The sequence below is a fragment of the Acinetobacter sp. 2JN-4 genome (assembly GCF_003687745.1).
GTDB lineage: Bacteria > Pseudomonadota > Gammaproteobacteria > Pseudomonadales > Moraxellaceae > Acinetobacter > Acinetobacter halotolerans.
The window spans coordinates 1-25,116 of the sequence record NZ_RDNY01000001.1; the positions used below are offsets into that span (position 1 = coordinate 1).

General features: G+C 38.4%; 28 protein-coding genes, 1 tRNA gene and 4 pseudogenes. 12 read left to right on the top strand and 21 right to left on the bottom strand.

Translation table 11 applies throughout. The features are described from left to right. Positions 1-64 precede the first annotated feature (64 nt). The 15 genes from EAH57_RS00005 to EAH57_RS00075 form a co-directional block, all read right to left on the bottom strand. Positions 65-1,786, bottom strand: coding sequence for a terminase large subunit (locus EAH57_RS00005; protein WP_121928315.1), 1,722 nt, complete (start codon positions 1,784-1,786; stop codon positions 65-67). 10 nt (positions 1,787-1,796) lie between these two features. Beyond that, on the bottom strand, positions 1,797-2,288 hold the full coding sequence (locus tag EAH57_RS00010; RefSeq protein WP_121928316.1) for a phage terminase small subunit P27 family: 492 nt from the start codon (positions 2,286-2,288) through the stop codon (positions 1,797-1,799). 57 nt (positions 2,289-2,345) lie between these two features. After that, positions 2,346-2,756, bottom strand: coding sequence for an HNH endonuclease (locus tag EAH57_RS00015; RefSeq protein ID WP_416240480.1), 411 nt, complete (start codon positions 2,754-2,756; stop codon positions 2,346-2,348). Next, positions 2,756-3,001, bottom strand: a complete 246-nt coding sequence (locus EAH57_RS00020) for a hypothetical protein (RefSeq protein WP_121928317.1) — start codon at positions 2,999-3,001, stop codon at positions 2,756-2,758. Before EAH57_RS00020 ends, EAH57_RS00015 begins: the two co-directional genes overlap by 1 nt. A gap of 165 nt (positions 3,002-3,166) precedes the next feature. Next, positions 3,167-3,487 (bottom strand): MazG-like protein, encoded by a 321-nt coding sequence (locus EAH57_RS00025; protein WP_121928318.1) that lies wholly within the window; start codon positions 3,485-3,487, stop codon positions 3,167-3,169. Between the two features lie 426 nt (positions 3,488-3,913). Beyond that, entirely contained in the window at positions 3,914-4,213 is a 300-nt protein-coding gene (locus EAH57_RS00030; RefSeq protein WP_121928319.1) for an addiction module antidote protein, read from the bottom strand. A gap of 3 nt (positions 4,214-4,216) precedes the next feature. Next, entirely contained in the window at positions 4,217-4,513 is a 297-nt protein-coding gene (locus tag EAH57_RS00035) for a type II toxin-antitoxin system RelE/ParE family toxin (protein ID WP_121928320.1), read from the bottom strand. Positions 4,514-4,582: 69 nt separating this feature from the next. Beyond that, on the bottom strand, positions 4,583-5,044 hold the full coding sequence (locus EAH57_RS00040; RefSeq protein WP_121928321.1) for a hypothetical protein: 462 nt from the start codon (positions 5,042-5,044) through the stop codon (positions 4,583-4,585). A gap of 249 nt (positions 5,045-5,293) precedes the next feature. Then, positions 5,294-6,118, bottom strand: a complete 825-nt coding sequence (locus tag EAH57_RS00045; RefSeq protein ID WP_121928322.1) for a Bro-N domain-containing protein — start codon at positions 6,116-6,118, stop codon at positions 5,294-5,296. A gap of 92 nt (positions 6,119-6,210) precedes the next feature. Then, a complete protein-coding gene (locus EAH57_RS00050) occupies positions 6,211-6,480 on the bottom strand; it encodes a transcriptional regulator (RefSeq protein WP_121928323.1) in 270 nt (89 codons plus the stop codon). Between the two features lie 223 nt (positions 6,481-6,703). Continuing rightward, complete coding sequence (locus tag EAH57_RS00055; RefSeq protein ID WP_121928324.1) at positions 6,704-7,201, bottom strand: hypothetical protein; 498 nt, start codon at positions 7,199-7,201, stop codon at positions 6,704-6,706. Between the two features lie 10 nt (positions 7,202-7,211). Further along, complete coding sequence (locus EAH57_RS00060) at positions 7,212-7,643, bottom strand: hypothetical protein (protein WP_121928325.1); 432 nt, start codon at positions 7,641-7,643, stop codon at positions 7,212-7,214. 160 nt (positions 7,644-7,803) lie between these two features. Further along, positions 7,804-8,730, bottom strand: a complete 927-nt coding sequence (locus EAH57_RS00065; protein WP_121928326.1) for a helix-turn-helix domain-containing protein — start codon at positions 8,728-8,730, stop codon at positions 7,804-7,806. After that, complete coding sequence (locus EAH57_RS00070; RefSeq protein WP_005053186.1) at positions 8,727-9,191, bottom strand: phage regulatory CII family protein; 465 nt, start codon at positions 9,189-9,191, stop codon at positions 8,727-8,729. The genes EAH57_RS00065 and EAH57_RS00070 overlap by 4 nt, the downstream gene beginning before the upstream one ends. Positions 9,192-9,215: 24 nt before the next feature. Continuing rightward, the gene (locus EAH57_RS00075; protein WP_121928327.1) at positions 9,216-9,464 is read right to left on the bottom strand and encodes a Cro/CI family transcriptional regulator; all 249 of its coding nucleotides are present in this window, start codon (positions 9,462-9,464) and stop codon (positions 9,216-9,218) included. Between the two features lie 106 nt (positions 9,465-9,570). Between EAH57_RS00075 and EAH57_RS16065 the strand changes: the two are divergent. The 8 genes and pseudogenes from EAH57_RS16065 to EAH57_RS00120 form a co-directional block, all read left to right on the top strand. Continuing rightward, positions 9,571-9,801, top strand: a pseudogene (locus EAH57_RS16065) (helix-turn-helix domain-containing protein); the annotation flags it as partial. A 183-nt stretch (positions 9,802-9,984) separates the two neighbouring features. Continuing rightward, on the top strand, positions 9,985-10,215 hold the full coding sequence (locus EAH57_RS00085) for a hypothetical protein (RefSeq protein WP_121928329.1): 231 nt from the start codon (positions 9,985-9,987) through the stop codon (positions 10,213-10,215). Positions 10,216-10,236: 21 nt separating this feature from the next. Then, entirely contained in the window at positions 10,237-10,806 is a 570-nt protein-coding gene (locus EAH57_RS00090) for an ABC-three component system protein (protein WP_121928330.1), read from the top strand. After that, complete coding sequence (locus tag EAH57_RS00095; protein WP_121928331.1) at positions 10,800-11,312, top strand: ABC-three component system middle component 5; 513 nt, start codon at positions 10,800-10,802, stop codon at positions 11,310-11,312. The genes EAH57_RS00090 and EAH57_RS00095 overlap by 7 nt, the downstream gene beginning before the upstream one ends. Then, the gene (locus EAH57_RS00100) at positions 11,296-13,215 is read left to right on the top strand and encodes an AAA family ATPase (protein WP_121928332.1); all 1,920 of its coding nucleotides are present in this window, start codon (positions 11,296-11,298) and stop codon (positions 13,213-13,215) included. Before EAH57_RS00095 ends, EAH57_RS00100 begins: the two co-directional genes overlap by 17 nt. A gap of 315 nt (positions 13,216-13,530) precedes the next feature. Beyond that, a complete protein-coding gene (locus tag EAH57_RS00110) occupies positions 13,531-13,836 on the top strand; it encodes a hypothetical protein (protein ID WP_121928334.1) in 306 nt (101 codons plus the stop codon). Then, positions 13,826-14,092, top strand: coding sequence for a hypothetical protein (locus EAH57_RS00115; protein WP_121928335.1), 267 nt, complete (start codon positions 13,826-13,828; stop codon positions 14,090-14,092). Before EAH57_RS00110 ends, EAH57_RS00115 begins: the two co-directional genes overlap by 11 nt. Position 14,093: 1 nt before the next feature. Beyond that, positions 14,094-15,230, top strand: a complete 1,137-nt coding sequence (locus EAH57_RS00120; protein WP_121928336.1) for a phage integrase Arm DNA-binding domain-containing protein — start codon at positions 14,094-14,096, stop codon at positions 15,228-15,230. A 146-nt stretch (positions 15,231-15,376) separates the two neighbouring features. Here the strand turns inward: EAH57_RS00120 and EAH57_RS00125 are convergent. Together EAH57_RS00125 and EAH57_RS00130 are read right to left on the bottom strand one after the other, a co-directional pair. Continuing rightward, positions 15,377-15,453 (bottom strand) — tRNA-Val (locus EAH57_RS00125). A gap of 35 nt (positions 15,454-15,488) precedes the next feature. Then, a pseudogene (locus EAH57_RS00130) lies at positions 15,489-15,819 on the bottom strand (DUF3488 domain-containing protein); the annotation flags it as partial. A gap of 91 nt (positions 15,820-15,910) precedes the next feature. On the opposite strand from EAH57_RS00130, the pseudogene EAH57_RS00135 reads away from it, so the two are divergent. Further along, a pseudogene (locus tag EAH57_RS00135) lies at positions 15,911-16,471 on the top strand (transposase); the annotation flags it as partial. 17 nt (positions 16,472-16,488) lie between these two features. Here EAH57_RS00135 and EAH57_RS00140 read toward each other — a convergent pair. From EAH57_RS00140 to efp, 4 genes and pseudogenes are all read right to left on the bottom strand, one after another. Further along, positions 16,489-16,830: pseudogene (locus tag EAH57_RS00140) on the bottom strand (AAA family ATPase); the annotation flags it as partial. A gap of 86 nt (positions 16,831-16,916) precedes the next feature. After that, the gene (locus EAH57_RS00145) at positions 16,917-17,222 is read right to left on the bottom strand and encodes a YbdD/YjiX family protein (protein WP_171407337.1); all 306 of its coding nucleotides are present in this window, start codon (positions 17,220-17,222) and stop codon (positions 16,917-16,919) included. Beyond that, a complete protein-coding gene (locus EAH57_RS00150) occupies positions 17,222-19,324 on the bottom strand; it encodes a carbon starvation CstA family protein (protein WP_004671875.1) in 2,103 nt (700 codons plus the stop codon). Before EAH57_RS00150 ends, EAH57_RS00145 begins: the two co-directional genes overlap by 1 nt. Before the next feature lie 180 nt (positions 19,325-19,504). After that, positions 19,505-20,074, bottom strand: coding sequence for an elongation factor P (efp, locus tag EAH57_RS00155; RefSeq protein ID WP_121928338.1), 570 nt, complete (start codon positions 20,072-20,074; stop codon positions 19,505-19,507). Between the two features lie 86 nt (positions 20,075-20,160). Here efp and epmB point away from each other — a divergent pair, with 86 nt between their 5' ends. Genes epmB through EAH57_RS00170 form a run of 3 tightly spaced genes read left to right on the top strand, consistent with a single transcriptional unit; the run spans position 20,161 to position 25,020 of the window. Continuing rightward, positions 20,161-21,177, top strand: coding sequence for an EF-P beta-lysylation protein EpmB (epmB, locus tag EAH57_RS00160; protein WP_121928339.1), 1,017 nt, complete (start codon positions 20,161-20,163; stop codon positions 21,175-21,177). A gap of 13 nt (positions 21,178-21,190) precedes the next feature. Next, positions 21,191-22,945 carry a GTPase gene (locus EAH57_RS00165; protein ID WP_121928340.1) on the top strand — a complete coding sequence of 585 codons (1,755 nt, stop codon included), beginning with the start codon at positions 21,191-21,193 and terminating at the stop codon, positions 22,943-22,945. Further along, the gene (locus tag EAH57_RS00170; RefSeq protein ID WP_121928341.1) at positions 22,927-25,020 is read left to right on the top strand and encodes an EAL domain-containing protein; all 2,094 of its coding nucleotides are present in this window, start codon (positions 22,927-22,929) and stop codon (positions 25,018-25,020) included. The genes EAH57_RS00165 and EAH57_RS00170 overlap by 19 nt, the downstream gene beginning before the upstream one ends. Positions 25,021-25,116: the final 96 nt, after the last annotated feature.

Genomic DNA, 25,116 nt, shown 5'->3' on the forward strand with positions numbered 1-25,116 from the left:
CTAGAAATGATTGAGGGCGAATTCTTGAAACCAAGAAACGCCCCCATTTTTGATAATAAATTCATTACAATCTTCTAACCCCGTGTTTCTCCAAGTGTTGAGATAAATTCGATTCTTGTTTCTGGCTCGTTAAAGCTAAAATACGACTGATACCCATCAATAATGCGACAGCACCATCAATCTTCTTTGCACTTTTCTCTTTACGAGGAAAATCATTTTCATTGGCATCAGGCTTACTAATTACGTTTCCGATCATCCAAGATAAAATCGGATTACCATCATGATGAAAACGTCCAGATGAGATCGCTGCGACCAGTTCTTTCATCGCCGGTGAAAAGGTTTTCACATTCTTAGGAATTTTCACTGCCTCATATCCCGCATCTGTAATGTCACGTGCGACCTGAAAACCACCCCACTCATCATAAGGAACCTCAGTCAGAGGTACTTTACTGGCATCGTTAATCAGATCACTTGCAACAAGCGTAAAATCATTTTCATAACCATCATGAACTTCTAAAAACCCTAGATTCATCCATTTCTGATACCGATCAATTACCTGTTTTTCCTCACCGTTCATCACAGTGTCTTCTGGCAGATAGAAGCGAGGATCAATGCAGTAGTAATGTAATTTCCCATCCTCAATCCTGTAGAACAAATTGATTCGAGCACAAATATCTATCTTGGATGCCAAGTCGATTGGCATTAAACATGGAACAGTGAAAAAATCTTCAAATTTAAGGTTTTTATCCGTACAACCTTGCCACTTTTCCATGTTGAAATAGGCAGTTCGAGAAGATACCCAAACGTTTAGATGCTTGGTCTTAAATGCGTTTTGTTTAGATGCATTCTGTATTGCTCGACGCTGCTGTGATTCTAGATAATCACCGTAGACAGAAACGCCATAATTTGGATTGGCTTTGGCCAACACCTTTGGATCAGTCCAATCATCCCCATCATCAATGGTCCAAATCCAACCGAAAAGCTCATCATCGGGTACCGTACCCAACAGCATTTCCTGCACTCGTCCACGTAGATCGTAGCAAGGCCCCTCGATATTGAAACCTGCTGTGGTAATCGTGAAGATCATTGGCTGACGGCGAGCACCCATACCTGTTTGCATCGTGTCATATAGCGATGAAGTCTGATGTTCATGGAACTCATCAACTACAGCGCAGTGTGGTGACTGACCATCTGGTGGATCACCTGTGATTGGTTCAAAAACTGAACCCTGATCTGGTATTTCTAGACTTCCAGCATTGATCAAAATGCCTGCCGCTTCAATAAATTCAGGAGATCGAACGGCCATTAATCTTGCAGGTTTAAATACTTCCCAAGCTTGCTTCTCTGTCGTAGCACCAGCATAGACTTCTGAACCGAACTCACCATCATTCGCAAACATGTTAAGAGCGACACCAGCAGCAATCGCTGATTTACCATTCTTACGAGGTACTTCCCAATAACTCTCCCTGAAACGTCGGAATCCATCCTTTTTTCGCGTCCATCCAAAGGTGCAAGCAATTCCAAACTTTTGCCAAGGTTCAAGCGATATCTTCATTCTCTTCATTGCCCATTCACCCTTGGTATGGGGTAGCAATTCAATGAAAGCGATCTTCTTTTCAGCCAATTTAGGCTCAAATTTATATGGAAATTCTTTCTTTTTAGCGTGAATTAAGTCATTTAAATGGCGCTGACAAGCCAGTTTTACCCATTTGCACGTAGGTATTTTTCCTGAAACAACTTGCTTTGCCCACTTGTTTGCTATGTCGACGTTTGGGAAAGCTGTCATTTCTACCTCGTCACATATTCAATACCTTTGCAAACGGGTTATCTTTTGGTTTGCCATTTCCACCAGTTAAACGACTACGAGATGACGGATCCAAACCCAGCAATGAACCGAAAGTAACCATCTGTTTTGATGCTTCGTTTAGCACTGTTAAAGCCGGATTTTTTATAACGCCACCTTGATCATTTGTCATCGTAACCCCGAACAAAGCTACTTCTTTTTGGGCTGAACGCCAGTTGTGGTAAGCAATACAGAAAGCTTCAACATTGTGCATATCAGTAATCCGAAGCACTTTGTTTTTCAGTAACTCTGGAATCACCGAACGCCACATCATGGCTGCATGCTCCATTGGAGTGATGTACTCAGGAACCTCGATATCTGTAACTTCAGAAAACTCAGGCGCATTATTATTGAGCAGTCGCTTACCTTTGTTCCCAGATGCCTGTTTGGTCTCTTGCGGTTTGGGCTTTCTACCTCGCCCAGGAACAGATGCAATTCCACTCATTTGTCAATACCCTGAATTTTTAATTTCGCGCACGTAAAAATGTGACTTGGGGGGCGGTCATTTAGGGGCAAAGGTCTGAACTTTTCGGGTGCCCCCTACCATCACGGCGATGTTTTTACTGTCTTCATTTGCCGTTTTCTCTTTGTGACACGGCGAACAAAGCGATTGGAGGTTAACTAAGTCATCCTTACCGCCATGTTCCTTGGCAACGATATGATCCACGTCTGTTGCTTCAACGATGTAACCATTGGCCGCACAAGTCACACAAAGATAATCATCACGGCGCAACACCTGCTCACGCAGCAATCGCCATGCATGTCCATATCCACGCTCTGTGGTTGATCCTAATCGTTGTGGGCGTTTGTTCCAATTGCTTCGCTTGCTGGCGTGATTATCACAGTAGCCTTTCTGGTCTCGTGTTTTAACAAGATTGGGGCATCCATATTCTCGGCATGGTCTTGACATCATTAGTCATCCAAAGATTGATGCTGATCCTCACCCTTTGACTCATCCGTAATCAAACATATAAGTTCTTGGATGTGATGAGATTGGTTAGTGTTGATCAGCACTAACTGCTTTATCACTTTGATCAGTTCGTTTTGATTTACGATCAGTAGGTTGTTTTGCTTTAGGATCTGGTTGTTTTGTTCCAACACTTGAGAGAGCGTCAATTGCTCGCTGGATAGAACTGATTGATTGTTTTGCTCGGTCATGCAGCCATTTCCTCCGTTGTTCACAACCCTGACAATTTACAAACTTCATAGATTGATCCTCGAATATGAAAAAGAAAAAGCCCCGCTATCACATCTGTGTTAGCAGGGCTTCGTATGCCGTAATCTGTTTGGCATAAAAAAACCTCCCAAAGGAGGCTATTCATTTCAAATCTTTTCAGTTTTACTTAGAAAATATTCAGTGGCATCTGTCAAATTAATATCTAACTCATTTGACAATATTGCTAACCACCAAACACATTCTCCTAATTTATGTGTCAATTCTTCTTTCGTGTTACCACTATGCACCCATTTACCTGTTTGAGCCATAGTTAACCTTCCAACTAAACCAGCATCAGATAGAAAAGCTAGCGCATCTTCTTGAACTGTCCATTCTGCATTGTGGTTTTGTCTTTCCAACTCATGATAACGCTCTCTAATTTTAATTGAGCGTTTCACAACTTCTTCAAAAGTAATGTCTGAGTTCATAATTTTGATAATTCATATAATTCGACACCCTACCATAGCAACAATTTTGCTTGAAATATACAATAACTAAATCACATTAATTGGTTAACTCAAACTGTGGAAAATGCTCTAAAAGAATGAAAGTTATAATAGAAAAAACCTACACCAAAATGATGTAGGTCTAGTGAATATCACTGAAGTCTGAAATGCAGCCCACTCATTGGTGCACTACTGTTCGATTTTATCAATGACGAAATCCTTTAGCATTGGCTGTAATTAACCCAACTTAACCAAACAAGGCGAATAATTAAGTTTTACTAATGAAATGAATAAATATTATCAACAAAAAAACCCGCAAAATGCGAGCTTTTCATGTTGGCTTTGAATATAAAAATTCCAACGTAACATGAATATGCCATACCCTTTGTACAAGGTCAAGTTATGAAATTAATGGACAGTTTGTGGGACAATCGCTATTTTTAATCCCAATGCACCTACCACTTTAGCAATCGTTTCATAACGAGGGCTTGAGTCACCTGATAATGCTTTATATAAACTTTCACGGTTTAAGCCTGTTTTTTCTGCAATTTCTTTCATACTTCTTGCACGAGCAACAGTACCTAAAGCTTGAATAAATGCCTCTGGATCATCTTCTTCCAAAATCATTGAAAGATAATCAGCGATCGCTTCTTCACTATCTAAGTGGTCTGCCATATCAAAGCGTTTAAGCTCAGAGATTTTAACCATGATCTAATCCTCCAATGTTTTAGACAGTTCAATGGCTTTGGCTATATCTCGTTGTTGAGTGGATTTATCACCTCCACCTAACATGACAATAATCACATCGCCATGTTGTATGTAATACATACGCCAACCAGGACCAAAGAATTCTCGCATCTCCCAAACACCCTCACCTACTGGCTTTGTATCACCAAGGTTTCCAGATTGAGCTTTCTCTAACCGGCGAGCCAATCTTCGTTTGGTTGGGTTATCACGTAGTCCATTTAACCACTGATCAAATTCATCTGTTAAAAGTACCTGATACATGACAACCTCGTTTTGCTTATCTAGATTGTAGCCTATAAGCTACAAATGTCAATCACCCGAAAATTTAATTTAACTCCATCCAAGTGCTATAGCAATCTGAGCTGCTCCAATAGCGGAGGCAAATATTAGAAAGATTGCTGGAACTTCAATTGCTATTAATAATCTAAAAATTTGCCAAAATATTACTCGATCATGTTTCCACGCTAATCGAGTTTTTCTAAACAAATTCTTTATGGCTTGTTTAAGAGAATTATCCTGTATCATTTCAATCTCAAGTTCTTCAATTCTTTTATTTAGTTCCTCATTTAGTGGTCTTATAAATTTTGCAAAACTACAAAAGCACCAGTAACCCAAATATAAGATCATAGTTAAACAAAATATGAGACGAATGCCCCAATCTAAAGTAAACATAGGCAATTGATCATTTACAAAAAGCAAATAGATACAGATAGACCCTAAAAATACTTGGGAGATTAAACTCCCCATGAAACATGAGAATGCGTCTTGACCTTCTTTAGTTAAGATATACATAGGAACACCTAAAAATCATTAATTTTCATTAAGTTAAAGTTATTATGTTTGCAAACATGGAGGTAAAGATAATGCTTATTTGTCGACAAAACAATATGCTTAATTTTTGATTTTTAATAATATTAATACGATTTTATAACTGATTTTTTACATAGCTTCTGCTTAAATAGAATTAAATAGCGCCAACTTTTCCGAGTCGGCGCTTTTTTTTGTTTACAATTCTCTCAGCATTTTTTTATAAAAAAATCTTTAAGCAGGTGCATTAAACCAATTCGGGTTTGTCTCCATCAACTCACCGTTAGAAAAAGAAACCTGTCTGAAATTTTGGCTGACTAATGGCTCGCCGTTTTCCCCTTTCAAGTTGTATCGTTTACTGAGTTTCAGGGCAAGCTGATTAGAGCGAACGATTAAGCCTGAGTATGTAAAGAAATCGTTTGGGTTTAAATATCTCAATGCATTCCAAACACCCATCATCTTAAAGTTTTGTTGGATGACGGCTTCTACTAATTGTTGAACAGCATGTTGGTCTTGGCGTTGTAGTTCATTACTACGTGCAACCACGGCAGTTAGGTTATGCACATACTCAACTGCGAAAGGTAGAACATCCTGTGGAATCTCATCGACTTTGTTCACATCAAAGCGTTGATTAATCATTTTATAAACTTCAACTGTATTGAAGTTAGATTTACTGACTAAAACCCCTACTGCTTCTGCTAGCGGTATGCGATCTCGTATATCTGTTAAAGATTTTGGTTTGCTTTCTTTTTCTAAAATATCTAGCACCCATTTTCTAAATTCTTTGGCAACTTCAGTGCGTGCGAACATCGCAATAAGATGTGCTCCACGTAATGAGAAAATTCTTACTTTTTGTAATCCACCTGTAGTACTTATCTCAATTAATTTCGTCATATCATCACGAAACTCATCAGAGTTCCGATTAAATAACTTAGTAATCGCTGTTTCAGGATTAGCATATTCTAAGGCTAACCCAATTTGGGTTGCCCCTAGCCAAATTTGGTCATCACTACTTTGTACTGGATACAACTGTACTGATCTAAAAATTAAATTGCTCATATATCACACCTATAGATATTAAGCCGCCCCATGTGAGCATGCTTTCCATAGCAATAATGTACCTAATTTTAGGAACAAGTCAAGTGTACTATTTATAGTTTTTCTTTGAGTGACTCGTAGCAATCTTTTAAGTTATCAGCATACCTTGCTGTATCACGACTATTATTTTTTAAAAGTTCGATGATTTCTAACCACAAACCTTCTGGAACGGCTCTCTGACCAGATAGCCATTGTCTGATTCGTCTTGAATCAACATTAATTGCCCTAGCTAAATCACTTTGCCATTGATTCCCATATAGTAGCTCGCCAGCCTGTCTCAACTGATCAGGTGTCATACGATGCGTATCATTTGATTCAGACATAAACCTTTTACCTAAGTACGTAAGTAAGTACTCATGTACCTACTTAAAGAGTTTAGTTAATTATCAGTCAGCACTTACTAATAAAACTTAAAACCATTATTCCATATTTTGCATATTATTCTAAAAACATTTAATGATTTTAAGGGTAAGTTTTAGACTATTGTTTCTTAAAAGCTTTATAAAAATCACTAAAACGTTTAAGAAATATTTTATTAGTTTTAAGCTAAAACCCAATAAACCCATACCGACAATGCAACGCAGCCAAACCACACTTAACATCCATACGTGCATCCATCTGACTGCGTTCATCTGTCACCATCTCAGCCCATGAATTGCCATAAAAGTATCGGCCGATGATTGCATCCATCCAGTCATCCATAATCTCAGACTGACCAAACATATCTAATATCAAACGTTGCACGGCGCGAGCTTCATTATCATTGATTTGGCAGCTTATACGGCTGTTCTTGATCTTAGGTGGTTCAAAGTCCCCTGTTAGATAATCAACAATGATCTGTTGCTGTTCCTTTTTAGAGAGCTTCTTATACTTTCTCGCTTTGGCTGCACTGTCCATCGCCACAGCAATAGGATTAACAATGCGTCCACATGTACCCATTGCCGATAACATCCAAGCACCGAACTGGTAGAGCCAGCCTTCCAAATCAAATCGAGTCCAATCCACACTTTGCAAGATATGTTGGTTTACTACTGCAGCATTCATTCTCTACTCCTCAAAACTTCGCAAATCGTTTAAATACCAACATGGCCGCATCACGCGCATGTTCATTGGTTCGACCTTTCCAACCTGTCATTCGAATAAAGTCAGTCGCTTGCTTTTTGGTGGCATTGGCTGCGGGGTGAATCATCTTGTAGGTGTAGCCCTGCTCTTTGCACCAGTCTTCCCAAATTTGCGCATCTCGTTTTACAGATCCAACGCCTTGTGCCTTTTCACGTCCACCTGTAAACCAAGTACGTTTTCGGGCATCTTCGATATACAGGCAAATGTTTTGGATACCCCATGTTTGAGCGTACTTTTGAACTTTGGCCATCGCTTGTGTGATTGACAGGCTTTCAACATGTTCCAGTTCTCCGCCGTTACCACGGTCAGCAGCTACGGCGAATCCTGTATTCACACCAGTATCTATCCCGATCATGATCTTCATGCTTGCACCATCCCCAACTCGATCTTGTTATTCAAAAACATGTGATTCACCGAACCGATGTATCCACACCAACCAAATGTGTCGCTCCAGTAAGACCACGTGCCGTTTTGGTTTTGCCAAAATGTTCCATCGTTTTCGATGTGTGTTGCGCCCTCAGGAATCATGCTGCCTCCTTCAAGTTGCCGCTAAATCCGACTTGCTTCAGGTAGCCTTCCCATTTTTTGGCTTGGGTTGGGTTTTGTAGTTTTACGGCGATGCGTGCTGCCAGTTTTTCAAATGATTCACCTGGTTCACTGTACTTGCTCGAAAATTCAGGATGGTGTGCAAGTTTCTGAGCAAAGCTCGCAATTTGTTTGTCACTGAGCTGTTTTGGGTTTTCAGATGCGGTGTTTTTGCTGTATCCCGTTTTTTCAGCATTTGAATATTTGCTTCGGTATGCGTTGAGCAACCAATCGGCAAAGTGAAAATTCATCAGTGCGTCGCAAAGGGATCTGTCTTGGTTGTAAATCTCGAATGCGCGTTTTTCTCGTTCAGCCCATTTTGCGTTCAAGATGGTTTCTGGTTCGATGCTGTCATCCGCCAATGAAATTTCTTCACGAAGTTTTTTCAAGCAAAACCAGTCTTTTTTGTTTTTAGATTCTATTGGAAGATTCCTTGGGAGATTCTGTGTCCCAATTTCGGTACTGGTCTCGGTACCGTTTTTGGTACTGGTACTTGTTCCGTTTTCGGTACTAGTACCAATATTGGAACCTGTACCTAAATTGGTACTAGTACCGTTTTTACCACTAGTCCCCTTTTTGGTACTGGTTGTTTCATCTTCCCGACCGACCACACCGAGCAGTTGATAAACTTTTACGCCGTTGCCAACGATGCTGCCTGTAAATTTGATCAGGGCTTTTTGTTCTAGGTCGTCTAATACTTTGATGATGGTTTTGCGGTTCATCTTGGTGTCTTTGACCATTCGCATAATGCTTGGGTAGCATTTGTGGTCTTCTCCTGCACGGTCTGCAAGTGAAAGTAATATGAGGCGTTGTGTGGAACTTTCTACTTCCGCTTTCCAAGCCCAAATCGTTGCATCTAAGCTCATGGGGTTACCTCTTTTTTATCGTCTACGCACTGGTGTATCTGCGTATCGAGTTCTGCCAATATTTCGTGTAGTCGGTGGATTACCCTAGACATGTCTAGTGCTTCCCCGCGTGTGATGCGTCCGTCTGCCATCATTTCTTTAAATAGCGTGTAGACGTTTCCGCCTTTCATTCCAAAGGTCAGGACGAGATCGGTTAATGCGGTGTCTCGGCTTTCGGGTATGTCAGGCAGGTTGATTGCCACTTTGCCGTGTTGGGCATTGAGGCTTTGCAGTATTCGGTAGTCGTTGGTAAGTGCCATCAGTTTTGAGGCTTCGAGTAGCGTCAAGTGATGGGTGTCTGTGTTTGGATTGACTTTGCTGTTGAGCACGGCGGGACTTTTGATGCCCATACGTGGAGCAAGTGCTGATGCGCCGCCTTTGTAGTCATGCACAGTGTTATAAGCAGCATCTAATATGTTCATATCGAGTTCCTTTGAACGTTTTTATTAGAGGACTTGCCTAATAATATTGCTGGCTCTAATCGGTTCTCTTAACTCAATCCAAATATCAACATATGTATCTGGAAAGATTTCTTTACGAGTACTAATTCCATTTTCTTCGGCAATTACAGCCAAACGAATTTTTCGATCAGTAGGAATAGCTTTCCAACCACTTACAGAGGAAGGTTTTATTCCTAATAAGCGAGCAACGGCGTTACATCCACCCAAAGCTTCTATAAGTTGGTTGTCTGTCATGTCTAGCTCCTAATTTACAAACCATTATTAGGCATTCCTTATTTATATTCAATAGGCATGCCTAATTTAATTTGTGTTAGGATTGCCTAACAGTTAGGATAAGATCATGAAAACATTAGCAGAACGTCTTAAATATGCTATGGAAATACTCCCTTCTAAAAAAATTAAGGGGGTAGATCTTGCTCGTGCTGTTGGGGTAAAGCCACCTTCTGTTAGTGATTGGCTCAGTGGTAAGTCAAAAACTATGGAAGGTGAAAATCTTTTAAAAGCTTCCAAATATTTAAATGTTAATCCTATTTGGCTAGCTACTGGTTCGGGTAAACCAGCTGATAAAAATATAGATTTAAACTTAGTTAATGATAAAGAGAATAATTTTCTTGAAGTTAATAACCCTGAAATATATCAATTAGTTAAATCTTTGATAATTTTAGATTCTAAAGGTCAGCTCCCAAAAGAGTTAATTCAAGGCATTAAAATTATTATTGATACATTTTCCATAAAATAGATTAGGAGAAATCAAATGGAATACATAAGTGAAATTATTAGTGCTGTTTTAGGTTTTCTTGCAGGAATAACAGCCACTATCGTTTATCAAAAGATAAGTATTAAAGAAAATTCAGATAACAATGAAAATTTCAATAATCCAGATAACTCTTATACAAATGCTCAACAAACAGACATTAAAACAGGCGGAGGTGACTTTGCTGGTAGAGACATGTTTAAAAACACTGATAAACCTCAAAACAAGTAATAGCTATTCAAGGTAGTTTTTATGAATAACCAAGAAAATATTAATACCAATGGAGGAGATTTTGCTGGTAGAGATATGGATAAGCGGACTTTCAATATTTATAATACTGAAGGAGCTATTTTTTTATTTCCATTTCTAGAAATTGTTAAAAAATTAGATGCTGGTTTTGAAATTGACATTGAAGACCAATTAGATGATTTAAATCATTTTAAAGGTACAGTTCGACACGATACTAGAGGCTTAGAACAAAAACTTCTAGATTCTAATAGAAAATATCAAATTGATAGTGCGTTGAGATATAAATCTAAAGCCAGCAGACTAATTACTAAGCATCAAGATAGCCCTGCTTTTCAATTTCTTATTTCAAAAATATTAGCTAGAATAGAATTGACCTTTGGGCAAATTATTCGCCCTATGATTGAAAATGATGCAGACATACAAGATGTCGAAACTGCTATACTTAAACAGGTTATTTATCCAATAGAGGCCCTACTTATTGGAACACCTTTAGGTGCTAGTAGTGAATGTGTTCTGCATTTATTATACTTTTTAGCAGGTAATTGCCATATTTGTTGGGATAAAAAATGTTAATTTACCATCCTGCTTTTGATGCTAGTCACTGTTCTTACAGAATATTAAAAATCTTGAGCAAAATTTCTTTAGATAAATCAATTGAAAAGGATCGTATAAAAATAATTGATTTTTATATGGTTTTTCCAAAGCAAATGAGAAGTATTAGATTTCCTCAAAATCTTGGTGCAAGAAAAATTAGATCTGAACTAGATAAGATTAATGATAGTTATAGACCTTGTCGTTCCCCTTTTTTAATACAACAAAAAATGTCTATTATTCAGGACAAAGTATTAAATAGCTTAGTTACAAACGAACATTTATCTTACATTAGTTCAAAAAATGAATACACACAAGGCTCTAAATTTTCACATTTAGCACTATCGAACTCATTATTTTCCAATTTCATAAACAAAGATCTAGAAAATTTGATTTTAGATTTTTTTATTAATTTCCCGCTTAATGGCAAAGATGGATTAAAAGATCGTACAGCACTTATGGAGTTCCGTTATGACAACAAATTATAATAATTTTAAAATAAATAAAATGATGGTTTTTCAGAATAAATTCTGCGCTCTTGAGATCAGTTTTCTAGAAGGATTAAATGTGATATATGGAAAAAATAGTGCAGGTAAAAGCTCATTATTAGATACTTTAGTACACTCTTTAGGTGGGGAAGATATAGATTTAAATCCTATTGTTGAAGAATGCTCTTATGTATTAACTGAAATAGAAATAGAAAAAAATAAAATTACTTTATCAAGAGAATTATCAAATAAAAGAAAACTACCCATTAGTATTTTTTATGGAAATATTGAAGAAGCTATGTTGTCAGAAGCTTCTCTTTGGCATACATTCCCTTATAGTTCGTATAATGAAAAGTTTGGTTTTTCTAAGATTTTTTTTGATTTCTTAAATTACCCAGAAACTGTTTCTACTGAAACAACTATTACTACTCATCAAGTTCTTAGAATACTATATGCTGATCAATCAAATAATCATCTCCCTATATTTAGACATGAACAATGGGACAATGTAGAAAAAAGGCTTGCTATTCGTGATTATATATTTGGTTTATTTAGTGGAGAATTATATGAACAGCAACTTTTTAAAAAATCAACAACCAAGCAACTCGATGATGCAATAAACAAGCTACAATCAATTTTCAAAGTTCTAGGAAGATCTAGTGAACAAATGATTGAAGATTTTATCATTGAAGAAAAAAATATTCTTGATAAAAATAAAGACATATTACTTGATAAAATTTTTTCATTAACTAATAAAAATGATGATATAGAATTAGCATCAGACCAGCAAGATATTCAAAATCGAACTCAAATCGAATTAACGCAACTTAACAAAGCTGTTTTATCTCTAGAAAGTCAGTTATCAAATCAAGAGATTGAAATTTTAGATCTTGAAAGTTTTTCTAAAGAATTAACAATTAGAATGTCCGAATTAAACAACTCAATTGCTAGCAACTCTTTAATTACTAATATTGTTTTTGATTTTTGCCCATGTTGTCATAGCAAAATTGAAATTGAAACTGATGAGAACATATGTAAATTATGTAAGTCACATGTATCTGAAGATATAAACCAGTCCAATTTGCTTCAATTAAAAACTGAGCTAAATTTCCAAATCCAAGAAACAAATAAGCTAGTTAATGATGAAAGAAAGAACTACTTACGTACTGTTAAGTCTCTAAATGAGCAAAAACTCTTATTTAGCCAAAAAAAGCAAGAGTTCGATTTGCTAACAAATCGTTGGCATACTTCTTATGAGTTAGAACTTTTTCAATCCTATAAAGAACTAGGAGAAATTGATAGCGAGTTAAAAAACATTGAAAAAAGATTGGAGATTGCTAAAGAAATAAAATCCTTAGAAGTGAGAAGAAATCATCTTCAAGAGACTCTAAATAGCATTGTAAGAACTATTGAACGTATGACAAATGATGCAAAACATAAATTAACCAGAATTTTAAATAATTTGAACTTAAACTTGAAAAATCTTCTTGCAAAAGACATTGGTATTCAAGAAGAGTTTCTTGATCCAAATAATAAAGTAGAAGTTGTTTTTGAAGATAATAGAATTATGGTTAATGGTACTAGTCATTTTTCTCAAAGTTCAACGATAGTTCTAAGACATCTATTTCATTTAGCTTTACTTCAATTAGCTGATCAAGATGATAGTATTCGTGTTCCACATTTTTTTGTACTTGATGGAATCAATGATGGAGGGCTTGAAAATGATAGAGCAGAAAATTTACAAAAAATTATTTTTGAAACTTGCCAAAACCTTACAAAACCGTTTCAACTTATCTGTGCAACATCTGAATTATTCCCAGTATTAGAAAGTGCTAATAGAATAGAATACTTAAATGGAACTAGAACATTCAAAAATAAGTTGATCGGAAAATCTAACTTATAAAAAAATAAAGCATGCCTAATTTATGTTGACTTATTTGTTAGGCATGCCTAATATGCATCTTGCAAACAACAAAAAGCCCCTTCACTTTGGACGGCGACGGGGCTTTGCATTAAAGCGAGATAAGTATGAAACAAAAGCCTATACACAGTCAAACGACACCTATTCTTTTTCAACATCCAACTGCGGCAGATCTTCGTCTGCCAGTTCGGAAAATCATATACACCAACCTCAAAGAGTTTAGCCTCTTTGCCCTACTCGCCTTTTTACTCTGGCTTTTCATCCATTTTTGCTATGTAGTGATTGGAGGGTAAGAACATGGCTACTTATGATTACCGCTGTGAAAGCTGTGATAAATACATTCCAGTAGATTGCTCAAACATTAAAGTTGGCGATGACGTTAGCTTTACCACCACATACCAAACCTCAAGAACTGCACGTTTTTCATCAAAGCAAGGTACAGTAAAAGCCATCACAGGTGATGTTTGCGAAATCAATGTCGGTAAAAAAACTTACCTCAGAAATATCTCTAATGTTTCTCCAAGTGATGCGCCAAATGCATTGACGTATGCCCTATTCGGCACATGCAAATGCGATAAGGAGGTAACTCCAAATGGCGACTAATATCAAACGAGTTAAGCTCACTATCTTTGCTGAAAAATATTGGACAGATGAAGAGTCTCGACCATGCCGTGCAACTCTCATTAGCCACATCCAACGCGGTTGGTTGAGTGGCAAGAAAATTGGAACACAATGGTATATCGAATGCACATCTTGGGGCGCACCACTCTACTACAACAGCGATACACCCAAAATTGCATTGGACTCTCCACCAGTAACTGGCAATCCGATCGCAGATCGAATATTAGCTGAGATATGATATGACACCACGACCACGCGGAACAGGGAGCCTCGACCTCCCACCCCATGTCGAGATTGATAAAAAGTCGAATGGTACGATCTACTATCGTTATATGTTGCCAAATGGACAACGCAAATCACTCGGCAAAGATCGTAATGAAGCTATCGTCGCGGCGATGGCTTTAAATGCGGCATTGGACAGACATCCTGATATCGTCGCAAAAATACTAGAGACCAACCGTAAAATCACAACCAACATTCCAAGCTTTGAAGATGGATTGAAAGAGTTCCTACAACTGCGACTCTCTGAAAAGACTTATGCCAAATCGACATTGACCATTATCAATGCCAACTGTGACAAATACATCGAAACTTGGGGCTCGATCTATTGCAATGAAATCACTTTAAATATGTTGGCCACTTATTTAAAAGAACAAACGCCGTTCCAAGCAGAAAAGCATCGTTCCTTACTGATCGACATATTTAAATACTTTGTGGCAAATGGTTGGGCGAATGACAACATCGCTGAGAAAACTTTAAAACCGATTCGACCGAAGAAAACACGGCAACGACTGAGCAATGAAACGCTTGCTCAAATACGCGCTGTTAGCCCTGATTGGTTGAAGTATGCAATCGACTTAGCACTGCATTCAACTCAACGCCGTGGCGATCTAGTGGCATTGTTACGCACTGCGGTGAATGTGAAAGAAAATACATTTACCGTGTTGCAGCACAAGTCATTAAATTATGACAAGCCGATCTATATCGAAGTGGATATGCATCCTGAACTGGCGGAAGCTGTGGTGAAGTGCCTTGAAAATTCATTCCGTTTGAACTGCCCTTACCTCATTGCGACTCGTCCTGTTCGCATCACAGCGCATAACCGAGCTGTGAAGTTACACGCATTTGCTGTGACTGAAGATCACCTCACCAAGCAATTCCAAAAGTATCGGGATTTGTCGGGTGCATGTGATCATTTAGAGCCGAGACAAAGACCATCTTTTCATGATCTACGTGCGCTAGGTATTTTCAATATTACCGAGAAATATGGCAAAGCTTATGCTCAGGCATTGGCTGGTCATGCGACTGAAAAAATGACGGATCATTACCTACAAGGACATGAAGAACCGAAGCCGCAACGAGTCAGTTTTAGATGATTTTTTAAATTCTAAACACGGCGATTTATTGTACTTATTCACATTAAAACAGGATTGAGTTCCCCGAAAATACCCCGAAATCCCCCCGAAAACAAAAAAGCCCACTTTTTGAGTGGGCTTTAATATACTGTTTTCACAGTGAATTTTGGTAGGTATAAGCAGACTCGAACTGCTGACCTCTACGATGTCAACGTAGCGCTCTAACCAACTGAGCTATACACCTAGAATGAAAAGCATAATATTCATTTTTTTGCATGATCACAAGTTTTTTTGATCTTGTTTTATCACAACCGCACAGTCTTTAAGCAACTTTTTAAATTGTTGTAGATCAACGCGATTCATTTGCTCTAAAAATACGATTTTCTGATACAGCACAATCACTTGTTTAAATGGTTGTTGATTTTCAACAGTTAAAGATAAACGCTGCATCCACGTTTGGAACGTTTCAGTGAGTATTTTCTGCATAAGTTGAATCAAGCCCGAGTTTAAATAGCCAGTTTTTCTGTTTTCCAGCGTCGTAACCTACAACGTTGCTTTGCCATTGATAACTTAAATAATCATTCCAAACACGTAGATTTTTTATTAGGCGGATTCAATAACGAAGTGCAACACACTTGTAAGTAGTTGAGAAAGTTAGAGTGTATTAAACTCATTCTGATTTTTTTCAACTCGCAATTGGAAAGCACACAATGAAGCAACGAGGCTATCGAGCAAAACAGGCACAGGAACTTTCAAAGCGGCGTTGTTACCGTAAAATATCGTCTCTCACAGACTTCGCCTATCACTATATTTCTTATTTCATTCAGAAGAAATAGACAAAGTATCCATTGCCGAGATGAAGTCATTGAACAAAGGCGACGAGTTGGTGATTTTGAAGGAGACACGGTGATTGGCAAACATCATAAGGGAGCTATTCTCACGCTTGTAGATCGTAAAAGTTTATATGTTCATATTGGGGAGACAAGGGTTTCATCAAAAACGATAAGTCATTGCATAGAGCGGTGTATTACAGATCAAGGAATTGCTACTTATTTTGCCGATGCTTATCGTTCAAATCAAAGGGCGAGGAATGAAAATACCAATGGCTTAATTCGTCAATATTTGCCAAAATCATCATCATTCGATCACATGACTCAAGAGCGAATTCAAGAGATTGAGAACGCTCTAAATCATCGTCCTAGAAAGTCCTTAGGGTGGCGACTCCTAGTGAAGTGATGGCTAGTTTTATACTGTTGTGCTTACTACTTGAATCCGCCAACTCAAATAAATGTTCTTTCTGGTTAAACATATTAATCCCAATCACATCGCTTGCCAGCATGTCATTGGTAAATTGAATCCGTTGAAACTGCAGTCCTGTTAAACGTGCCAATGCACTGGCTAAGGTTGTTTTTCCAAGTCCAGGTAAATCCTCAAACAGCACATGACCACCAGCCAATAAACACGTCAGCGCCAATTTGGTTTGCTGCGGTTTATCCAAAATAAGCTGATTAACCTCGAGCAAAAAACTTTTGATCTTATGCCCATAATGCTGAATATCTTGTTGTATTTTTTGATTTTGCTGATTGTTTTCTTGAACTGAAACTTTTTCCAGACCCCACATTATTCTATCCCCCAAAAATAAAACAGTGTATGAATCAACATACACTGTTTTAGATTTTTTTCAAAGAAATCAAATAATTTCTATTTCTAACAAGGGCATTTCTTCATCCCACCGCCCGCACTTGGATAGCGCGAATCTACACAATGACGATAAAAAGTTTTAGCATCCATTGGGGTTAAATCTGGATGGTGTGTTTTCATATGTTGCACATAATTTTCATAGTCAGGTACACCGACCATTAAACGAAAACTCTGTTGCAAATGCTGCCATAAAACCGCGATTTTCGACCAGTTTCTTGGTGACAATAACAAATGTTTTTGCGACATGATGGTAAATTTAATGATCCTCACAATCACGGCACTTCCTTTACGAGCAATTTTAAAATCCATCATCACTCTCCTTTGATACTATTTGCAGTCATCGGAGTTTCGGTATAGACCGCAGGTGCTTCATTGGCTGTTGGTGTTGGACTTGCCAAGGCTCTACGAATCGCGCCAATCGAGGCAATAATCATCACAATTGCAACAATCATAAAGAACGCGCACAACCCTGCATTAATCTGATTTGACAATACAATAGTCTGCATCTCAGCCACAGATTTTGCTGGAGCAAGTACTTCACCACGTGCAATCGCATCCGAGAAACGATTGGCTTGAGCAAGGAAACCAATTTTAGGATTGTCATGGAAAATCTTTTGCCATCCAGCGGTCATTGAAGTAATGATCAAGAAGACAGTCGGTACAATCGTAACCCAAACATATTTTTCTTTTTTCATTTTAAATAGAATAACCGTACCTAAAATCAATGCCATTGATGCAAGGATCTGGTTACCGATACCAAATAAAGGCCATAAAGAATTGATACCCCCTAGAGGGTCAACCACACCTTGATAGACAAAGTACCCCCAACCTGCAACTGCAACAAACGTTCCAATTAAGTTCCCAACGAATGAACTTGAGTTTTTTACTGCTGGAACAACGATACCTACCGTATCTTGCACCATGAAACGACATGCACGTGTACCTGCATCTACCGCTGTTAAGATAAATAAGGCTTCAAATAAAATCGCAAAGTGATACCAAAATGCCATCATCGAACGATTATTAAAAATTTCAGAGATGATATGCGCCATACCAATTGCAAAGGTTGGTGCGCCGCCTGTACGCGATAAAATCGAGCTTTCCCCCACTTCATGTGCCAAAACAGTCAACATTTCAGGGGTTACCACAAAACCTAAATTTCGTACTGCTTCCGCAGCAGTTTCAACACTTGTTCCCAAAACTGCTGCTGGTGCATTAATCGCAAAATAAATACCTGGATCTAAAACAGTGGCACAAATCATCGCCATAATACCGACGAATGATTCCATCAACATACCACCATAGCCAATCACACGAATATTGACTTCGTTATCAACCAGTTTTGGGGTTGTGCCTGAAGCAACCAAGGCATGGAAACCTGAAATCGCACCACAAGCAATGGTAATAAATAAGAAAGGAAATAAACTTCCAGAAAAAACAGGACCTGTTCCATCAACAAAATGCGTCACTGCTGGCATTTTTAACTCAGGCATCGCAAATAAAATACCGACTGCAAGACCTGCGATCACACCAATTTTAAGGAATGTAGAGAGATAATCACGCGGTGCCAATAACAACCAAACGGGTAACACTGAGGCAATAAAGCCATAGATAATCAGTCCCCACGTTAGCTGCGTTCCAGTTAAGGTAAAAAACTCACCCCAATAAGGATGTTTTGCAACATCGCCACCAAATACAATTGCCGCCATCATCAGGACAAAGCCGATAATCGAAACCTCTGCAATTTTCCCGGGGCGCAGATAGCGCATGTATATGCCCATGAACAGTGCGATTGGAATGGTTGCCGCAATACTAAATACCCCCCATGGACTTTCGGCCAGTGCTTTGACCACGACTAAGGCCAATACAGCAAGGATAATCACCATCACGCCTAACGTACCCAGCATGACGATCACACCAGCAAAGGTGCCCAATTCCTGTTTTGCCATTTCACCCAATGAACGACCGTCGCGTCTGGTAGAGATGAATAACACCAAGAAATCTTGTACTGCACCTGCGATGACCACACCCACTAACAGCCAAATTGTTCCGGGTAAATATCCCATTTGTGCAGCTAGAATAGGTCCAACTAATGGTCCTGCACCTGCAATTGCGGCAAAGTGGTGACCAAATAAAACGTATTTATTGGTTGGCACATAGTCCAGACCATCATTCAAGCGATGCGCTGGGGTCAACCGTTTAGGGTTTAACTCAAAAACTTTAGTCGCGATAAATAAACTATAGAACCGATAAGCAATGCTATACACACACACCGCAGCAAGGACCAGCCAAACTGCATTGACATGTTCACCTCGACTCACTGCGAGTATCCCAAATGAGATAGCGCCTACAATGGCAACCAAACTCCATAAAAGTTTGGAGGGAAGCGATGATTTTGTTTGTGTTGTTTCCATTTAGAACCTCTCAAATACATAACTTTTCGTTAGTTGTTACATGGCTTTCCATACCTATATTTTCTCTTCGGAAATATCTTCGTCAGTTTATCGTTTTTAAAAGATGATTTATCTAATACTTTGGCATAAAAAAAGGGATGATTTTCATCATCCCTTCGATAATCTTATCGTTAGATTCGATTATGCACGTTCTAAATAATCACCAGTACGGGTGTCTACACGAACGCTTTCTTCTTGCTGTACGAATAACGGAACACGTACCACAGCACCTGTTTCTAATTTAGCAGGTTTACCACCACCGCCAGAAGTATCACCACGTACACCAGGATCAGTTTCAATGATCTTAAGGACCACGAAATTAGGTGGGTTAACGGTTAAAGGTACGCCATTAAATAACATGATGGTACATTTTTCATTTGAGTCGTCTTTTAACCATTTCGCAGCATCACCCATTGCCGTTTTATCTGCAGCGATTTGCTCGAAAGAGACAGGATCCATGAAATTCCAAAGTTCGCCATCGTTGTAGAGGTATTCCATTTCAACTTCTACAATATCAGCCGCTTCCAAAGAGTCACCTGACTTAAACGTTTTTTCTAATACTTTACCAGAACGTAAATTACGCAATTTTACGCGGTTAAATGCTTGACCTTTACCTGGTTTCACATATTCATTTTCCATGATTGAACATGGGTTGCCATCAAGCATAACCTTAAGGCCTGCTTTAAAATCATTTGTAGAATAATAGGCCATGAAAGGCGCACTCCAAACTTAAAACTCAAATCTATTAATGCTAGACTAGGCACACAGCTGCGGCTAACACTATTTTTACGTATGGCATGATAAACTATTTACATCAAGAGAAAAACTGGCAATCACAACTCAGTGATCTAATTACCGATCCTTTAGAGCTGTTAAATCTGCTTGAGCTATCTACCGAACAGTTATTATCTGGGGCAATCCTCGCCTCTGAGCAGTTCAAATTACGTGTTCCTCGTGCATTCGTCGGGAAAATGAACATTGGCGATCCTTTAGACCCGCTATTACTGCAAGTTTTACCACACCATTTAGAACTTGAAGAACATCCAGCCTTCGTTACCGACCCATTAGGTGAAGAAGCCGCCAACCAAATGGCAGGTGTTTTACACAAATACCAATCACGGTTTTTACTCACTTTAACGGGCGCATGTGCGATTCACTGTCGCTATTGTTTTCGCCGTCATTTTCCATATCAAGAAAATCTGCCTAAAAATGATGATTGGATAAATATTAAGCAGTACATTGAGCAAAATCCGAAGATCAATGAAGTCATTTTAAGTGGCGGTGATCCACTCACCCTCAGCAACCGAAAACTCGCTTTATGGCTAGAACGTCTAGCATCTCTCCCTCAAATTAAAATACTGAGAATTCATTCACGTGTTCCGATTGTTATCCCCAACCGTGTCGATAAAGAGCTGATTTCTATTTTAAAAAACAGTAGGCTACGCATAATAGTAGTGGTACACTCAAATCACGCAGCTGAGCTTGATGATTACACTTGCTCAAAGTTATTACAGTTATCATTACATCATATTACCGTGTTAAATCAGGCGGTTTTACTCAAAGGTGTGAATGATTCTGCAAAAACGTTGACTGAGTTGAGTAGCCGTTTATTTGAAGCGAGAGTAATGCCGTATTACCTGCATGTTTTAGATAAAGTCAAAGGTGCTCAACATTTTGATTTAAGGTCTTCAGAGATAGACCATATATACAGTGATGTATTAGCAAGTTTACCGGGATATTTAGTTCCAAAACTTGTGAGGGAAATTGCGGGCGAAAAAAATAAAACACCGCTTTTTGGGGCTCAAACATTCTGAGATTGATAACACAATGATGAACACAGCTTTTTCGGATATTTTTCAAATTCCAACTGTACTAAGACGGGACAAACTGAGTTTTTGTGACACAAACACCAAAAGTTTGAATGAATGGATTTCCAATCTATCCATCATGCAATTGGGCGATACATCCAAAGCACTCTTTGCCGCTTTATTAGAACTCAGCGAGTTAGAATGTTCGGAAACCTTGCGTTTTGACTTAGTCCAAGTGTTACACCCGACCATCGAAAATGTTTTAGGCAGTTTAGAAAAGAATTTTTTCAATCAAGGTGTGATTAGCTCTGATCGCAATGAACATATCATTGAACTCGCGATGCTATTACGCTGCTACTTTGCAGCGGTTTATATCAATATTGTAAGACGTAGCAATGAACAGTTAGATCAGCAGAAGTTTTCTATATTTGCACTCAATCAAAAGAAGAATTTGCAGACCGCAAGAACACTGGCAACCTTCCAGTCTTTACAACAACTGACCCAACTCTTATACCAACAACATATGTTGTATAGTGAACCCGTTGCAGGACAATGGCTCATCGCACATCAACTCTATGATGCCGCTGTTACACATAGATATCACCATACCAACTTAGATCAAGTTCACGGTACATCGAGTTCATTAGGCAATATTTCTCAAGCCTACGCCCAACTCATTTTGATGGATATTTTTAATACCAATCAAATTCGCCAATCTGAAATACAAGCACTGTTCCAGTGTAGTTTTGATTGGGCTAAAATGGTTCAAATTCTACCCAAAGAAACAGACTTAACCAAATATGTGGTCGACACAAGTAAAGATCACCCACCGATTTATAATAAAAAGCAAAGTTCAGGTTTTCTACCGAACATTTTTATCAGTACGCACAGCCTATTGGATCATGTCACGGCCACCCTACATAAAAATGCGGAATATGTGTCCAAAAACGAAAAAGTCTATCTCACCCCTGCTTTAAAATTTCATGTGCAGACAATTCTAGGAACGATCGCGGAGCGTCGCCATGAGCGTTATGAATATAATGCTCAGCTACATATTTGTTTTGGTCTTTTGACCGCACATTTTTACCTGTCCAAAGCGAAGAACTTTTCAGAAACATTATTTCTAGATCATAGTTATGGACTACAAAATGAATCAAGGTTCATGTCAGCTTGGGATAAAAAGAACACAACAGATAATCAAGAGTCTGCAATTCAACGTTTAAACCGTGAAAGTAAAACGGTATATCAAGCAGATATACTGGACATTAGTGTCAATGGTTATCGTATAAAGTGGTCTGGAGATGCACCCAAGAACTTAAGAACAGGTGAATATATTCTCGTTAAAGAAACCTCTCATGGCCATTGGCGTGGTGGTGTGATTCGCTGGCTCAAACAGTCCTCTGAGAAAAGCTTAGAACTAGGCTTGGAAGTACTAGCGCAAGAAATTTTCCCTTGTGCCGCACGTATCCAAGCCGATCTACATATTAGTAATTATCATCCAGCACTTTTATTAAAGAACCAAAATTTGGATGAAACCAAAACAACTTTAATATTACCAGGTTCGCAAATTTTTCGGGAACACCAAGCTGTTCATTTAAGATTGGGGAAAGAGGAAGTCAAAGTGTATTTATTAAACGCGCAACTCATTACCCAAAGTTTTGTTCAGTTCGAATTTGAACTACTAAATGATGAAGAACAACCTGTTCTTCGTCGATTTATGGCACAAAAAAATCTAGATAAAATTGATCAAGACTTATGGGAAGCATTGAAGTGAGAAATTCTTTACTCTCTAAAAAACTAAAACGGACTGAAACTCGTTTACTCATCATTGATGATAATCAATTACGGTATAATCAAATTTCGGCATTATTTGCGGCTCAAGATCATCAAATTCAAGCAACCCTACTTGATGACCTTAAAGCATTTGAAAAGCAACTGAACTTAGCTTGGGATATTGTGATTTTTGGTCGTGCATACGATTTAAAAATTGAACAAACCCTATCGCTCATTCAAGCATCAGCACAGCCTAGCTTACCGGTTTTATTACTTGAACCAGATAATTATCAGGCTGAGCAATATCAGACTTATATTCATAAAGGGATTTATGATGTCTTGAGTCTCGAATCGCCAGAAAAATTTTACATCAACATCGTTCGCACACTTTCCTACAGTCGTTTGGTTCAAGCTGAGCATCGTTTATTAAGTGAATTAGAAGCAGCTCAAACCCAAGCTCAATCTCTAGTCGCAGAAAGCCATAAAGCCGTTGCGATCTTACAAGAAGGCATTCATATCGAAGTAAATGCCGAATACGCAACGCTATTTGGTTTTGACAGTGCCGACGATTTGGTTGGTTTACCGATTCTCGATGTTTTACAGCCTGAAGATTTAAGTCAGTTTAAGTTACGTTTCAAGAAGATTTCACAGGGTCAATTTGAGCAAGCACGCTTTGAACTACTTACTCAGAATCCCGTCATAAAAAATAATCCGCTACACGTTGAGTTCCTCCCTTCTGGCAATGAAGATGAAATCCAACTCAATATTGAATGTGAGACAACACAACAATCTGTAGCTGCAGCAGCCCCAAGCACTACAGTAACTGAAAAAATTTCGAGCTTATTTACGGCGTTACAGCAAATTAATCGACAACTCGCAAATCAGCCAGCCAATGCCAATGCACTGGTGTTGTTTAGTCTAAACAACTGTCCAAATGAAGTTTTTCAAAAGGATTGGCACGCGACAAAAGCCTATTTCTCCAATATTCCAAACTTTATTAAGGAACAAGTGAGTGTTCCTGTATATCAAGTTGATACCGCACTTTATGTCGCTTTATTCCAAGCAGAATCTAAAGTGGTATTGAACTCATTATTGATTAGTTTGAACGGTCTGCAAAAGCCACAACTACTGATCACTGAACAATACAACTTCCCATTACATTTAAAGCTGGGCTATTGTGAACTGACCAAACAGATTCCTGACGAAGCTCATTTTGAACGCATACTTTCTAAAGCATTCTTACTGGCGCTGCCTGTCTTTAATACGCCTAAGATTGATACCAATATCGGTTTAACCACCGAACATATTCCAAAAACAGTTCAAATCAGCCTATTACAAGAGCTGAAACAGAAGTTAGATACAGGTGATATTCATCTAAAATATCAGCAAACTTATGACAAACAAGACCAATATACCCATACCTATGAAGTTTCTAGTGGGTTTATACATAACAACCAATGGCAGGATTTAAGCGATCTTGCTGATTTAAAAGATGATCCTGAGCTATCCGTTCAATTAGACCGCTGGATATTGGTAGAGGCATGTAAACAATTACATAATTTCATTACGCAATATCCAAAAGCAAAACTGATTATTAATCTCAACCATCACATCCTATTAAGTGATAAAAAGCTTCCTGAATTGGTTGCAAAATTACTGACCATTATTGGAAGTAAACAAGCCCATCCAATTATTTTACAGTTCTCAGAGCAAGCACTGCAACAGAACCTAACACAGGCACAGCCGCAAATTGCTTTACTTCGCCAATATGGCGCTGAAGTTGCTATTCGTGATTTTGGTAACTCTATTTATAGCGATACGATTCTTCAGCAAATCGACACCCAATACGTCAGTTTTCACCCGACATTATCGAAAATGCTTGCATCAGATAAAGAGATGGTCGCTTTGCAAGAAAAGGTACTGCATTTCATTGCCCAGAAACCTGTTGAAATATTCTTAAATGAATTGAATGACATGAACTTATTTGCAAATGCATGGAATGTAGAGAGTCGTTTCTTACAAGGCAATTACTTTCAGAAGAAACTTGATCGCTTAACGGACGTACAAGATCAATAACCCCCTAGCATGTAATACCGATCTATAAAACACTTTTAGAATCCCCCTAAGCCCCCCTTTGATAAAGGGGGACTTCTCCTCTCTTTTAAAAAGAGA